At 54.6% G+C, this 13,999-nt stretch carries 14 protein-coding genes; 7 read left to right on the top strand and 7 right to left on the bottom strand.

The window, feature by feature from the left end:
* Positions 1–13: 13 nt before the first annotated feature.
* Together JWZ98_RS01765 and JWZ98_RS01760 are read right to left on the bottom strand one after the other, a co-directional pair.
* The gene (locus JWZ98_RS01765; RefSeq protein ID WP_205452805.1) at positions 14–2,494 is read right to left on the bottom strand and encodes an FtsX-like permease family protein; all 2,481 of its coding nucleotides are present in this window, start codon (positions 2,492–2,494) and stop codon (positions 14–16) included.
* Entirely contained in the window at positions 2,491–3,183 is a 693-nt protein-coding gene (locus tag JWZ98_RS01760; protein WP_033158543.1) for an ABC transporter ATP-binding protein, read from the bottom strand. The genes JWZ98_RS01765 and JWZ98_RS01760 overlap by 4 nt, the downstream gene beginning before the upstream one ends.
* Between JWZ98_RS01760 and JWZ98_RS01755 the strand changes: the two genes are divergently transcribed.
* Positions 3,182–3,781 (top strand): arylesterase, encoded by a 600-nt coding sequence (locus tag JWZ98_RS01755; RefSeq protein ID WP_084153408.1) that lies wholly within the window; start codon positions 3,182–3,184, stop codon positions 3,779–3,781. The two genes, JWZ98_RS01760 and JWZ98_RS01755, sit on opposite strands and share 2 nt — an antisense overlap.
* A gap of 8 nt (positions 3,782–3,789) precedes the next feature.
* On the opposite strand, the gene JWZ98_RS01750 is transcribed toward JWZ98_RS01755, so the two are convergent.
* The 4 genes from JWZ98_RS01750 to JWZ98_RS01735 all read right to left on the bottom strand — a co-directional run bounded on the left by JWZ98_RS01750 (position 3,790) and on the right by JWZ98_RS01735 (position 6,969).
* Complete coding sequence (locus JWZ98_RS01750; RefSeq protein WP_033158542.1) at positions 3,790–4,740, bottom strand: glycosyltransferase; 951 nt, start codon at positions 4,738–4,740, stop codon at positions 3,790–3,792.
* A 39-nt stretch (positions 4,741–4,779) separates the two neighbouring features.
* Positions 4,780–5,862 carry a GNAT family N-acetyltransferase gene (locus JWZ98_RS01745; protein WP_033158541.1) on the bottom strand — a complete coding sequence of 361 codons (1,083 nt, stop codon included), beginning with the start codon at positions 5,860–5,862 and terminating at the stop codon, positions 4,780–4,782.
* Between the two features lie 207 nt (positions 5,863–6,069).
* The gene (locus JWZ98_RS01740; RefSeq protein ID WP_033158540.1) at positions 6,070–6,549 is read right to left on the bottom strand and encodes a hypothetical protein; all 480 of its coding nucleotides are present in this window, start codon (positions 6,547–6,549) and stop codon (positions 6,070–6,072) included.
* Positions 6,550–6,777: 228 nt separating this feature from the next.
* Positions 6,778–6,969: a hypothetical protein gene (locus tag JWZ98_RS01735; RefSeq protein ID WP_129871326.1), complete on the bottom strand. Its 192-nt coding sequence runs from the start codon at positions 6,967–6,969 to the stop codon at positions 6,778–6,780.
* Positions 6,970–6,986: 17 nt separating this feature from the next.
* On the opposite strand from JWZ98_RS01735, the gene JWZ98_RS01730 reads away from it, so the two are divergent.
* The 4 genes from JWZ98_RS01730 to tadA all read left to right on the top strand — a co-directional run bounded on the left by JWZ98_RS01730 (position 6,987) and on the right by tadA (position 11,830).
* Positions 6,987–8,405, top strand: a complete 1,419-nt coding sequence (locus JWZ98_RS01730; protein ID WP_033158539.1) for an acetyl-CoA carboxylase biotin carboxylase subunit — start codon at positions 6,987–6,989, stop codon at positions 8,403–8,405.
* 15 nt (positions 8,406–8,420) lie between these two features.
* A complete protein-coding gene (gene oadA / locus JWZ98_RS01725; RefSeq protein ID WP_205452804.1) occupies positions 8,421–10,244 on the top strand; it encodes a sodium-extruding oxaloacetate decarboxylase subunit alpha in 1,824 nt (607 codons plus the stop codon).
* Positions 10,245–10,395: 151 nt separating this feature from the next.
* On the top strand, positions 10,396–11,364 hold the full coding sequence (locus JWZ98_RS01720; RefSeq protein ID WP_205452801.1) for an L-threonylcarbamoyladenylate synthase: 969 nt from the start codon (positions 10,396–10,398) through the stop codon (positions 11,362–11,364).
* Position 11,365: 1 nt separating this feature from the next.
* On the top strand, positions 11,366–11,830 hold the full coding sequence (tadA, locus tag JWZ98_RS01715; protein ID WP_205452799.1) for a tRNA adenosine(34) deaminase TadA: 465 nt from the start codon (positions 11,366–11,368) through the stop codon (positions 11,828–11,830).
* Positions 11,831–12,036: 206 nt separating this feature from the next.
* On the opposite strand, the gene JWZ98_RS01710 is transcribed toward tadA, so the two are convergent.
* On the bottom strand, positions 12,037–12,303 hold the full coding sequence (locus JWZ98_RS01710) for a hypothetical protein (protein WP_205452797.1): 267 nt from the start codon (positions 12,301–12,303) through the stop codon (positions 12,037–12,039).
* A 246-nt stretch (positions 12,304–12,549) separates the two neighbouring features.
* Here JWZ98_RS01710 and JWZ98_RS01705 point away from each other — a divergent pair, with 246 nt between their 5' ends.
* Complete coding sequence (locus JWZ98_RS01705; protein WP_205452795.1) at positions 12,550–13,683, top strand: trypsin-like peptidase domain-containing protein; 1,134 nt, start codon at positions 12,550–12,552, stop codon at positions 13,681–13,683.
* 133 nt (positions 13,684–13,816) lie between these two features.
* Positions 13,817–13,999, top strand: coding sequence for a TIGR02450 family Trp-rich protein (locus JWZ98_RS01700; protein WP_240348176.1), 183 nt, complete (start codon positions 13,817–13,819; stop codon positions 13,997–13,999).

Here is a 13,999-nt window from a genome sequence, read left to right as displayed (position 1 = left end):
AAAGCGCCGGAGATTAACGCCGCAATACTTGCAGGGGCGGCTGATTGACCACCTGCCTAACCCCCCAGTACCCTGCCAGCCCCACCGTTATCGCGCCTATCGCCGGCAATGCTCCCCACAAATGGTAGCCCGGACGATAATCGATCTGCATCACGCGGGTATACAACGCATACAGAATCGCTTCACTAGCCAGAGCCGCCATGACGCCAGCCAAGGTGCCGAGCAAGCCAAACTCAATCACGTGCGTGGTACGTAAAAAGCCGCGCCGAGCGCCCAAAGTCCGCATCAGCCCACCTTCGTAGATCCGTTGATCCAACGTGGCGTAGACGGCGGCAAACAACACGGTAAAACCAGCCGCCAAGGCAAAATACAGTAGTAGATTGATGGCCTTGGTCAACTGCGTCAGGATCATCTTGAATTGTTTCAAGATCTGATCAACTTCCAATATCGTGATCGCCGGATATTTTTTCAGCAACGTATTCAACAGAATTTTTTGGGTATCGGCCAAATAGAAGCTGGTCATGTACATGGTCGGAAAGTTATCCAGCGTGCCGGGCGAGAAGATCATGTAAAAATTGGGCCGCATCGTATCCCACTGCACACTGCGAAGTTGGGAAACCTTGGCACTGAATTGCGCGCTCCCCACCGTAAAGGTCAATTCATCGCCCACCTTGATTTTCAAGCTTTCCGCCAGTTTTTGCTCCACCGATACCAGACCCGGCCGATCGGCTTGCCAAGCACCGCCATCGGTGGCTTTGTTATCGTCCGGCAATTGCACCGCCCAGGTCAGGCTCAATTCGCGTTGAGTGGCGCCTTCGCCCTGGGTGTCTTTGCTGACCCGGCCTTGCACCGCTTCGTTATTAATCGTCACCAGGCGTCCGCGTACCACCGGATAAAACCGGCTGCTGGGGATTTGCGCCTGCTGCAATTCGCTTTGAAATGCCTGCTGCCGTTCCGGCAGGATATTCAAGGCGAAATGATTCGGCGCCTGTTCCGGCAATTGCTGTTGCCAGTTGTCGATCAAATCGCTGCGCACCGTAAAACTCAGGGCCATGGCGGTGAGCGTGATGCTGAAAGCCAATATCTGGCTGACGCTGGCCTGGCTGTTCCTCAGCAATCCCTGCAAGCCAAAACGCCAATTCAAGCCCATCCTCGGCAACAGCTTGCGCGCCAGCAATAACAAACCATATACCGCGCCACCTACACCCAATAGTGTTAGCGCACCCAACCCCAATATGGTAGATGTCATTTTCGGGTCTTGGGTGTAGCGCCAAATCAAGCCGCCGATAATCGCCAGCGCCAAACCGTAAATCAACCAACCACTGGTGGGTAAGGGTTCCAACTCACGGCGCAATACCCGCAACGGTGAGACTTTTTGCAAGCGCAGCAACGGCGGTAAAGCAAAACCCAGCAAGATTGCCAAGCCCGAAGTCAAGCCAAAAAATACCGCCAACCAGCTGGGACTGGCCAACTCTTCCGGCAACAAGGATTTTAACAGCTCGAATAAACCAAATTGCGCCAACCAGCCCAAGCCGCAGCCGACGCTACTGGCTAACAGGCCCAACACCAAAAACTGCAAACCGTACAGCCAGACAATTTCCGCTTGTTTACACCCCAGGCAACGCAACAAGGCAGTGGCGTTGAAATGCCGCTCGGTGTAACGGCGGGTAGCCATCGCAATCGCCACGCCGGCAATCAAGATCACCACGATACTGGACAAGCCCAGGTAACGCTCGGCGCGCTGCAATGCCGATCCCAGCTCCGGGCGATCCTCATGTATATCCAGGATTTTTTGCGAACTGTTCAGTTGCGGTTTCAACCAGGTTTTAAAGGCAAGTAAAGCCTGTTCGTCGCCGCTGAACTGGAAAGCGTAACGCACATGACTGCCGGGTTGAATGACGCCGGTGGCAGCCAAATCGATTTGATTAATCATCACCCGCGGCGAAAAGCTGTAAAAGTCACCGCGCTTGTCCGGCTCGTAGCTCAACACCCGGCCGATGGTCAGAGGTTTTTCGCCTACGGTTAGCGTATCGCCGATTTTTAGATGTAGAGCCGGTAGTATGCGCTTGTCTACCCAAGCCGAGCCGGGTTCCGGACCCTGGCTGGCGACGATTTCATCCTGCGACTCGGCATCGCTGGTTTTCAATTTCCCGCGCAGCGGGTAGCCGCTGCTGACGGATTTTACCGAAGCCAACAGCATTTCCTGGTTTTCCAGCAAAACGCTGGCAAACTCGCTGGTTTGCGAATGGGATAAGCCCAATTCGCCGGCCTTGGCCAACCAGGTATCGACTATGAGCGCCGGCGCAGCCACCACCAGATCACCGGCTAAAAACTCGGCGGCTTGCACCGTCATGGTCCGATGCAAGCGATCAGCGAATAGCGATATAGCGGTGGAACTGCTGACCGCAATCAGCAAAGCCAGCAGCAATAAGGTCAGCTCTCCGGAACGACTATCGCGCCACAACAGTTTCATGGCTAGATTGACGCGCTTCATACCACGCTCCCGGCGTCCAGGCGAATGGTGCGTTGACAACGTCCGGCCAAAGTCATGTCGTGAGTCACCAAAATCAAAGTGGTATGTTGTTCTTGATTGAGCTCGAACAGCAGATCGATGATGTGCGCACCGGTTTTGCTGTCCAGATTACCGGTCGGTTCGTCGGCAAATAGGATGGTAGGCTGGGTGACAAAAGCCCGCGCTAAAGCCACCCGTTGCTGTTCGCCGCCCGACAATTGTTTGGGGGTATGCGTCAAGCGCTGCGACAAGCCCACTCTATCCAGCAAGGCCCGGGCAGCGCTCGCCGCTTGAGCATGTCCGCTGAGTTCCAGCGGCAGCATGACGTTTTCCAGAGCCGTCAACCCCGGCAGCAGTTGAAAGGATTGAAACACGAAACCGACCAATTCGTTGCGCAACAAGGCGCGGCCGTCTTCGTCCAGCTTGGTCAGATCGCGGCCGTTGACCACCACTCGACCGGTGCTGGGCGTATCCAATCCAGCCAGCAAACTGAGCAGGGTGGATTTACCGGAACCGGACTCGCCGACAATGGCCAAACTCTCGCCCGGATTGATGATTAAATTCACCGAGGACAAGATGTGTAAAATGCCTTCGGAAGTTGGCACCGATTTACCGAGTTGTTCGGTAACGATAATCGGGGAACTGGTCTTATCAATATGAGTATTCAACATGTATAGCGTGGTCCTTGCCGTAATTCTGGGTTTACTACCAATCAGCGCCATGGCGAAATCGATAGTAGTATTGGGTGACAGTATTAGTGCCGGTTACGGCATCGAAGTTCAGCTTGGCTGGGTGGCTTTGTTGCAAAACAAGCTAACCGACCTGCATAGCGGCTATGTTATCAGTAACGAAAGCATCAGCGGCGATACTTCCGCTGGCGGCCTGGCGCGACTGGAGCAAATTTTATCGCGGCATAAACCGGATATTGTGTTGGTGGAACTGGGCGCCAACGACGGCTTACGCGGTTTATCGCCGGCGGAAATGAAAAATAATCTGACCGAAATCACCCGGCGTTCGCAAAACGTCGGCGCCAAAGTGATGCTGCTGGGGATGAAGATTCCGCCCAATTACGGCAAGCGTTATGTCGAGATGTTTTACGAGGTTTTTCCGCAGCTATCCGCGGAATTGAAGATCCCTTACGTGCCGTTTATCCTCGAAGAGGTAGCATTAAACCCGGAGATGATGCAGGCCGACAGCCTGCACCCGAATGAGCTGGCACAACCGGTGATTGCCGAAAAGATTTGGGGATATTTACAAGCCTTGCTGTAGGCAAGTCGCTAATCTGCCGCCAACGTTTGCTTAAACGCCGGCAGTTGCCGATAACCGGCGATTTCGCCGGCCGTAAACATCCATTTCATTTTTTTTTGCAGGCGTTGCTGCTCGCGCGGTTCCAACCAAAAACTCACGATCCTGCTCAGGTAATGCCGCAGCAAATATAGCGGGATACCGGCTATGTTCTTCCCGGCAGGTACATCGGCATAAGCCAGCACCTGACAGCGGGCCACGTCGAACATCCAGCGGCAGACATAGGCTTTAGTCATCCGCTCCGGGATGTTGCAGTGATACAGCAATGCTTCCGGCACATACCAAAACTCGCCGCCACCACGCCGAAAACGGCCCATGTATTCGGTGTCTTCCGTAAACGGTACCGAGGTACCCGGCCCCAGTTCTTCGCGAAACCAGCCGTTTTTGGCTACGGCCTCGGCTCTTAACGCGGTGTTGACGCCACCCGGAATCACCTGTTCATCCAAAATTTGCTGAGACATACCAAAATCGCGGGTATTGGTAATGCCGCGCGGCAAGGCAAACTCACCTTCTGTATGCAGCCAGGCGGGGATGTCGCCCAGCCATTTGGGTAATACTTTGCCGGCAAAACCGTCGATTTCCGGATGCAGCGCGGCGGCATCAATGTAAGCCTGCAACCAAGTTGCCTGCGGTTCGACATCGTCGTCGGTGAACACCAATAACTCAGCTTGCGCTTGCTTGATGGCGCGATTCAAAGCGCGGGACTTACCGGGAATCGGCTCCGAGACGCAATGCACCGGCAACCGACCACGCTCAGCTTCGGCAGAGATCACCGCAACGGTGTCGTCGCTGCTGCCGTTATCAACCATCAGCAATTCCCAGCGGGTCTCGTTATTCAGGCGCATGGCGGCCAATGCGTCGAACAAGCGCGGCAATATCGACGCTCTGTTGCGGGTGCTGATAATCACGGAGGCGTTTAACATAGGCGGCAGACCGAATTTAGAATGTTGGATTGGGCAATATTACAGTGGATGATCAAAATAATCGCCATCGATCCCGCTGCGGTACCAATTTTGCAAAATATTGTCGGCTAGCGGCGGCTCACTGTAGATCCAATACCGATTACCGCGCGACGGCACCTTTTCATAGCCAAGACTGCGGAACAGACTAATCAATGACGGCGAGGCGACTTCCAGGCTCCCCCAACTAACCCCGTTCTCCCGCCAATAAGCAAATAGGTAATACAACAGGGTCTGTAAGGCCGGCTCATCGTCCAAGGGATAAAACACATCGCGCAGTACGGCCATGCTGATAGCCTCTCCAAAGCTTTGCTGATGCCAGATGGCATAAGCGCGCAATTTGCCGGCAGCGTCGCGCAGCGCGAAAAGCCTTAAAGGACAGGTCGGAAAATCGAATAAACGCCAATTCAAGTAGCGGCTACTACGTTCCAGACAAGAGGTGTAGCCCGCTTTGACCCGCTCCCACAACGCATCAAACTCGGTGTCGCAATGCCAAACCTCCGCTAAGGTAAAACCGCCGCTACGCAATTTGACATTCCGTAAGCGCAAGTTGATGTCAAATAGGCTGCCCAACCAATAGCCCAATGATTTGCCGGCGCGTTTCTCCCAGGAGCCGCGATAACCGACGCGCAAACGATAAAAGTCGTTATCGCTACCGCCGATCGGTACGAAGCCGCATTTTTTGAAGGCTTTCTGGGTAATCACGCCGGCAGTCACCGTGCCGTTGAAACGGGCAAATTCGAGGCTGTGTTCGATCAGCTTGGTGGCTAAGCCCTGCCCGCGAAACTGTTCATCGACGCAGGTATTGGAACCGAAGGCAAGCGTTACGGATTCGCCGTTCAACCACCAGGGTTGTACGAACATGGCCCGGAAACCGGCCAAACTCCCATTGTGCCAAACCCCGACGCCGACGCACGGCAAAGCGTTCTGCCAGGGGTTATGCGCGATACGGCGCTCGAACCACTGCTGGATGTATTCGGGGTGTTGCTGAAACTCCTCGAAATTGGCAACGGCAATCCGAATGCAATCCGGAATATCCGCCGGTTGGATAGGTCCATAGACAAAATGGTCTGCAACAGCGGACATAGGCTTTCTCGAAAAAGTGCAGGAAATGATTAGCCAGGCCTAACTATCGTTAGCAAAGGCATCAGCGACAATCGAAAACTATTATCGGTGCAAACTTGCTGCAATACCAAACGACAGCGTCGTTATAACAGGATTGAAGGAGCAGGAAAAGTTGAGGCTTGGGCAACACGCGCACTGCCCAAACCCTCAGCACATCTATAACGGCGCTTACCGGACTGAATTCAAAACCGCTTTGGTATCCAGCAAATTGCTGCGTTTTTTCAAGCCCAGAACACCCAGCATGCCGCTGAGAAAAAACCAGGCCGCCGTGGGTAAGGCGGCTTTCAATTCAGCTGTTTTGCTTTCGTCTATCACTGGCTGGAAAACCGTGCCAAGCAGGCCAAGTAAACCCATTTGCGAAACCATATCGCCAAGCCCTGCTATGTCCGACAAGGCTTGCTGAAATGTTACGACCGCACGGGTCTTGACCCGTGTAAACAGTGTGAGCGCATAGTCCTGCAAGGGCTTATCCGCTACTGGATTCAATGGCTGCTCCTGGTAAGCACTTGGCAAATCCGGCAAAATCGTTTGGAAGGATTCGAGCGGGTTTAACGTATTTTCGGTCGTAGCTGCTTGCGCAAGCTGTATCCCCCAAAACGATAGACCAATAAAAAATAACGCGGAAAGTAACGGCTTGTTTGTGTCCATATTAAAACCCCAGAATTAATCAATTAGTTAAGAGGTGAAACCCTATTCGCACAAACCGGACCGATTACGGCTGGCAACGGCTTATGGTATAGGCATCCATACACAGGAGGATAGCACTATGCGTGCCAATTGCAAGAGGCTGTTTTATATCAACATTTCCCATCCACCCTTTAAACTTGTTGGTATAGAAGCCACAAAAAGCCAATTAAATGCTGCTAACACAACAACTTAGCGGCTAGCGACTTCATCAAAGTCGTAGTAGCCAACATCGCGGAAATAACCAGTATTTTCTGTCTGAATCCAGTGGCCGGCAACACCGCCACCACCCAAGCTAAAGGCTAATCTCCCATCGGCAAACGGCGGTTTTCTTGTTGAAAGATAGCCATAAATTGTTAGAGTAGTAGGCAAGTGACTGAACACTAAGACTCGGGAGCATCATGTTACGCAAAATACTGATCGCCAATCGCGGCGAAATTGCTGTCCGAATCATTCGGGCCTGCGCGGAAATGGGCATTCGTTCAGCGGCTATTTATTCGGAAGCCGACCGCTTTGCCTTGCACGTCAAAAAAGCTGACGAATCGCATTACATCGGCAGCGAGCCGCTGGCCGGCTATTTAAACATCTACGGCTTGGTAGATTTAGCCTTGCGCACCGGCTGCGACGCCATTCATCCCGGCTACGGTTTCCTGTCAGAAAACGCCCAGTTCGCCAAAGCCTGCCAGGAACGCGGCTTGGTGTTTATCGGCCCCTCCGCCGAAGTGATCCAACGCATGGGCGACAAAACCGAAGCCCGCAGCGCGATGATAGCCGCCGGTTTACCCGTCACGCCGGGCTCGGACGGTAACCTGGATAGCGTCGAGCATGCCTTGCAGGTGGCCGAACAAATCGGTTATCCGATCATGCTGAAGGCCACTTCAGGTGGCGGCGGGCGCGGCATCCGGCGTTGCGACACCCCCAACGAACTGCGGCAAAACTATCAGCGGGTAATTTCCGAAGCCACCAAGGCCTTCGGCAGCGCCGACGTGTTTTTGGAAAAATGCGTGGTCAATCCGATCCACATCGAAGTGCAGGTATTGGCGGACCATTTCGGCAACACCATCCATCTTTATGAGCGCGATTGCTCGGTGCAGCGGCGGAACCAAAAGCTGATCGAAATCGCCCCATCACCGCAACTCGATGAAGCGCAACGCCAGTATCTGGGAGGCTTGGCAGTGATGGCGGCGAAAGCGGTCGGTTACACCAATGCCGGCACCGTGGAGTTTCTGTTGGACGCCAACGGCCGTTTTTATTTCATGGAAATGAATACCCGGGTGCAAGTAGAACACACCATCACCGAAACGATCACCGGTGTGGATATTGTTGAGGAACAAATCCGGGTTGCCGCCGGTTTACCGCTGCGTTTCAAACAGGAAGAAATTGTGCGTCGCGGTTATGCCATTCAATTCCGCGTCAACGCCGAAGACCCTAAAAACAATTTCCTGCCCAGCTTCGGCCACATTTCCCGTTACTACGCCCCCGGCGGCCCCGGCGTGCGTACAGACACCGCAATTTATACCGGATACGAAGTCCCGCCCTTTTACGACTCGATGCTGGCTAAAGTCATCGTCAGCGCGATGACCTGGGAAGACGCGATAAATCGGGGCGAGCGAGCCTTGAAAGATATGGGCTTGTTCGGCATCAAAACCACGATTCCGTATTACTTAAAAATTCTCGGTCATCCGGATTTTCGCCGCGGTCGGTTCAACACCGGCTTTGTCGAAGCCAATCCCGACCTGATCAACTATTCCAACAAGCCGCGACCGGAAATTCTGGCCAGCGTGCTGGCGGCCGTTGTCGCCTCTCATACTGGCCTGTAAACCCAAGGAACCCCAATGAGCAAAGTTTACGTAACCGACGTTATCCTCCGCGACGCCCACCAATCACTCATCGCCACCCGCATGCGCACCGAAGACATGCTGCCAGCCTGCGCCATGCTGGACGACATCGGCTATTGGTCGCTGGAATGCTGGGGCGGCGCCACCTTCGACGCCTGTCTGCGCTTTTTAAAGGAAGATCCCTGGGAACGGCTGAGCAAGCTGAAAGCCGCCCTACCCAATACCCGCCTGCAAATGCTGCTGCGCGGCCAAAACCTGCTCGGCTATCGGCATTATTCCGACGACGTGGTGCGTAAATTCGTCGAAACGGCCGCGCGCAACGGCATGGACGTGTTTCGTATCTTTGACGCACTGAATGACATCCGCAACTTGGAAACCGCTATCGAGGCCACTCGCGAGGCCGGCAAACACGCCCAAGGCACCATCTGCTATACCACCAGTCCGGTGCATGACATCGCCAGTTTCATCAAATTGGGTAAAGGCCTGGCCGACTTGGGCTGCGATTCGATTGCCATCAAGGATATGGCCGGTCTGTTGACCCCTTACGTCGCCGGCGAACTGGTCAAAGCCCTGAAAGATGCCGTCGATTTGCCGTTGCACCTACATTGCCACGCTACCGCCGGCTTGGCGGAAATGTGCCAGCTCAAGGCTATTGAAGCCGGCTGCGAACATGTCGATACTGCGCTGTCCTCTTGGGCTGGCGGCACCAGCCACCCGCCGACCGAATCCTTAGTCACCGCCCTGCGCGGCACCGATTACGACACCGGCCTGGATTTGGATAAACTGCAAGCCGTGAATCAGTACTTTCTGGACGTGCGAAAAAAATACCGCCGCTTCGAAAGCGAATTTACCGGCATCGACACCCGCGTCCACATCTTTCAAGTGCCGGGCGGCATGATCTCGAATCTGGCCAACCAGTTAAAAGAACGCAATGCCCTGGACCGCATGGCCGAGGTGTACAAAGAAATTCCCGAAGTCCGCAAAGACTTAGGCTACCCGCCATTAGTCACGCCCACCTCGCAAATCGTCGGCACCCAGGCCGTGTTGAACGTGCTGACCGGCAAGCGCTATGAAACCATCAGCAACGAAGTGAAACGCTATTTGCACGGCGGCTACGGCAAAGCCCCGGCGCCGGTTAACGCCCAACTGCAAGCCAAGGCCGTGGGTAAAGAAGAAGTGATCGAGTGCCGTCCGGCCGATTTACTCAAACCCGAATTCGAACACCTGCGCAACGAAATCGCCCACCTGGCGATGAATGACGAAGACGTGCTGAGCTTCGCGATGTTCCCGGAAATCGGTAAACAATTTCTGGAGCTGCGTTCCACCGACAGTCTGGTAGCCGAACCCCTGGAGTTGGACGAAGCCCCGGCGTCCGCCGAAGTGAAAAAAGCCCCCACGGAATTCAACGTAGCGCTACACGGCGAGTCTTACCACGTGAAAGTCACCGGTGCCGGGCCGAAAAACCAAAGCTTGCGGCATTTTTACTTCACCGTGGACGGCATGCCGGAAGAAATCGTCATCGAAACCCTGGACGAAATCGTGCTAGACGGCGGCGCCCAAGGCGCGGTGCAAAGTGCCATCGCCAGCAAACGCCGCCGCCCCAGCGAGCCGGGCGATGTGGTCACCAGCATGCCCTGCAATATCATCGACGTATTGGTCAAGGAAGGTCAAAAAGTCAATGCCGGTCAATCTTTGCTGGTGACTGAAGCCATGAAAATGGAAACTGAGATCACCGCGCCGATAGCCGGCATCGTCAAAGCCATTTATGTGGCAAAAGGTGACGCAGTTAACCCTAATGAGGTGCTGGTCGAAATTAATTAGGAGAAAAGACTAAAGGCGAAAGGTAAAATGGCGTGTTTGCCGTGAGGATGGCTTCCATATATTTATAGCTGCTTACTTTGGCAAATGAATTCGCCACTACAATTATGTCGGCTGCTCGTCTTTTTAGATTTTTATCTTTCGCCTGATTACTTTGAATCCTAAACCCGTCACCGAAGAATCCATCCGCCACGCCGTCGAACTGTTACGGCAAGGCCAATTGGTCGCCTTTCCAACCGAAACCGTATACGGACTGGGCGCGGATGCAGCCAATCCCGATGCGGTTGCCAAAATTTTTGCCGCGAAAGGCCGGCCAGCCGATCATCCGCTGATCGTGCATATTGCCAGCGCCGCACAAATGCATGATTGGGCGGAAGCCGTGCCGGAGGCGGCATTAAGGTTGGCTGAACACTTCTGGCCCGGCCCGCTGACCATGATATTGAATAAAAAATCGACCGTACCGGCCGCCGTTACCGGCGGCCAGGATACGGTGGGTTTACGGGTACCCGCAAATCCGGTCGCACTGCAATTATTACAAGCCTTCGGCGGCGGCATCGCCGCACCATCCGCCAATCGCTTCGGCCATATCAGCCCAACTCAAGCCGAGCATGTCGCGGAGGAACTCGGCGATAGCGTGGGCTGCATCCTGGACGGCGGCGCTTGTTCGGTGGGCGTGGAATCGACCATCATCGACCTCAGCGACGGCATCCCCGCCATTCTCAGGCCCGGCCGGATTACCCGCAGCCAACTGAAAGCCGTGCTGCATACCGACATTCGGCTGTCGTCGCAAACCAAAATTCGGGCGCCGGGCATGATGGCGGTACATTACGCGCCCAATACCATGGCCTTGCTGTGCCCGGCCGACACCCTGATCGCAATGACCGACGATTTGTGCGCGCAAGGCAAACACATCGGCATCCTGGCCTTCAGCACGGAAATCGCCGAAATTCCCTGCCTGCATTTACTCAGATTACCGGCCGATGCCGAACTTTACGAACCGGCGTTGTACAGCTCGCTACGTGCCCTGGATAACCTGCAACTCGACACCATTCTGATCGAACAGCCGCCCGACAACGAAGCCTGGGCAGCGGTCAACGACCGCCTGAATAAAGCCACGGTTTAACATGACCGACGAGGAATGGCTGCGCCATGTCATCCGTCTGGCGCAGCGCGCCGAAAGCCAAGGCGAAGTGCCGGTCGGCGCGGTGCTGGTTTATGAAGGCCGCTGCATCGCCGAAGGCTGGAACCAACCCATCCAGAGCAACGATCCCACCGCCCACGCGGAAATGGTCGCGCTACGCAAGGCCGGCCAAGCCTTAAACAATTACCGGCTAATCGACACCACCCTCTACGTCACCTTGGAACCCTGCGTGATGTGCATGGGCGCCATCGCCCACGCCCGCGTCAAACGTCTGGTATTCGGCGCTTACGATCCCAAACGCGGCGCGGTCTGCCATGCGCTGCAACTCAGCGACGCGGCGTTCTTAAATCATCGCGTGGAATGGACGGGGGGGATTCTGGAGGCGGATTGCGCGGAACTGCTCAGCGATTTTTTCAAAGCCAGACGCCAGCAGTCGAAAAACCGATAATACATCCGACCCGAACAATTTGTTCTATTGGCCTGTCTGCCAGCGTGTCGAATAGCTGCCTGCCGATTGCCTGGATCCGCTTGCAGTTATTGATGCGTAAAGTACCTTGATAACAACCCTCTTAACTCTTTTATGCTTTGGCGAGCAGGATTTTTTATTGATCATGCCTGCCTAAACTGTCTTCAACTCTCAATTACACAGCCTGTTTACTTCATTTGCGTCGATTCTGAATGTCTATTCTCAGACTCTTCGGTTACATTTTCCAAATGCCGATGAAACATAAAACGCTGTAGCGTACCGGTATACGTCACACCCGAGTGGTAATCGTAAAGCTCCACTTCAGATTCTTCCTCGGTTTGCAATGGCGCTTTGAGCGTGGCATTTTCATGATGTTCAGCAATAGCGGCACCTGTTAATCCCATACTCAAAACGGCAAATATGGCGAGTTTTATCGTGTTTTTAACTCGTTTCATGATGATCACTCCTATCCAGTGGCAAACGATCCAGGCGTTTTCGAGACTTTGCGAATTGACGATAGTTCCTACATCCACTGTTGATTAAAAACACACGTATCTGACTCGCTTGAAATTTGCTAAACGCGCTCCCATTTTGCCGTCGTAGCGGCTCAGTGGAATTGAATATCCCGCGCTGCCGCCGTTTAAAACAGTATTGATCTGTTCGCACGATTCTGGGTAGGAACCAACAAACCGGAGGCCGACATGCAACATCCCAATCATCCCAATTCGCCCGATGTATTCATTAAACGTGTATTCGCCGCCGGTGCAGTCGCCGCAGCGCTGATATTGCTTTGGCATTGGCAGCCGGGAGCACCGGCGACCGAATCCGCCCCGGTCAGAACCGTCGCCGCGCGCGGCGACTTGGCAGCGGACGAAAAAAGCACCATCGAACTGTTCGAAAAATCGCGAGATTCGGTGGTTTACATCAGCACCGCCACGCTGGTGCGCAATGTCTGGACCCGCGACGTATTTTCAGTGCCAAAGGGTACCGGTTCCGGATTTATCTGGGACGAAGCCGGCCACGTGGTGACAAATTTCCACGTCATCGCCGGCGCCAATGAAGCCACGGTAAAACTGGCCGACGGCCGCGATTACAAGGCCACTCTGGTTGGCGCCAGCCAGGTGCATGATATTGCGGTATTGAAAATCGGCGTCGGCTTCAAACGGCCGCCGCCAGTACCGGTCGGCACCAGCCGCGATCTGAAAGTCGGGCAGAAAGTGTTTGCGATCGGTAACCCATTTGGTTTGGACTGGACTTTGACCGGCGGTATCGTCTCCGCGCTGGACCGCTCCCTGGGCGGTCAGGAAGGTCCGGCCGTCGAACATTTAATTCAAACCGACGCCGCGATTAATCCCGGCAACTCCGGCGGCCCGCTGCTGGATTCCGCCGGCCGGTTGATCGGCATCAATACCGCAATCTACAGCCCGAGCGGCGCCTCCGCCGGCATCGGTTTTGCGGTGCCGGTGGATACGGTGATGCGGGTCGTGCCGGAATTGATTAAACAAGGCAAATACATCCGTCCGGCCTTGGGTATCGAAATAGACCAACAGATGAACGAGCAGTTAGCGGCTTTCACCGGCACAGCCGGCGTCGCAGTATTGCGGGTGCAACCCGGTTCGGCGGCGGAAAAAGCCGGCCTACAAGGCGTATCGATAACGGCCAACGGCATGGTGCCGGGCGACATCATCGTCGCCATTAACGGTAAGGACGTCGATACGCTCTCAAAACTGTTCGCCCGCCTGGACGACCAGAAGGTTGGCGATGTCGTGAAAATCCAGGTCGTCAATAACGGCAATAAACGGGACGTCGAAGTAACCTTACAGCCAGGAAATTGATTCTTCGGCATGGCGCCGATCTCGCCATTTCGGGATCGGCTGGTATGCTCGGAAGCTATATTCCTTAAGCAGACCAAGCCATGCCGACCGCCAAATCACCCAGGCTGAACCCGAACAAATTACTGCTCAGCAAATGGACCGCCGTTACCCGCAAAACAAGGAAAAACACTTCATTGTCAGCAAGTTGTTGTGGCCGAACGACCCGGACGTACCGCTGGAAATGATCGAGTTGGAGGCGGTGTATAGCAAACGAGCGCAAGTAATGCCGTGGCGGGATTTGCTTAATACCAACAACTGGCGCCAGGGTTGGCACTGA

It is taken from the genome of Methylomonas sp. EFPC1, assembly GCF_016925515.1.
GTDB classification, from domain to species: domain Bacteria; phylum Pseudomonadota; class Gammaproteobacteria; order Methylococcales; family Methylomonadaceae; genus Methylomonas; species Methylomonas defluvii.
The sequence above is the reverse complement of the archived record's forward strand: the minus strand, read 5'-3'. Positions and strand labels throughout refer to the sequence as shown.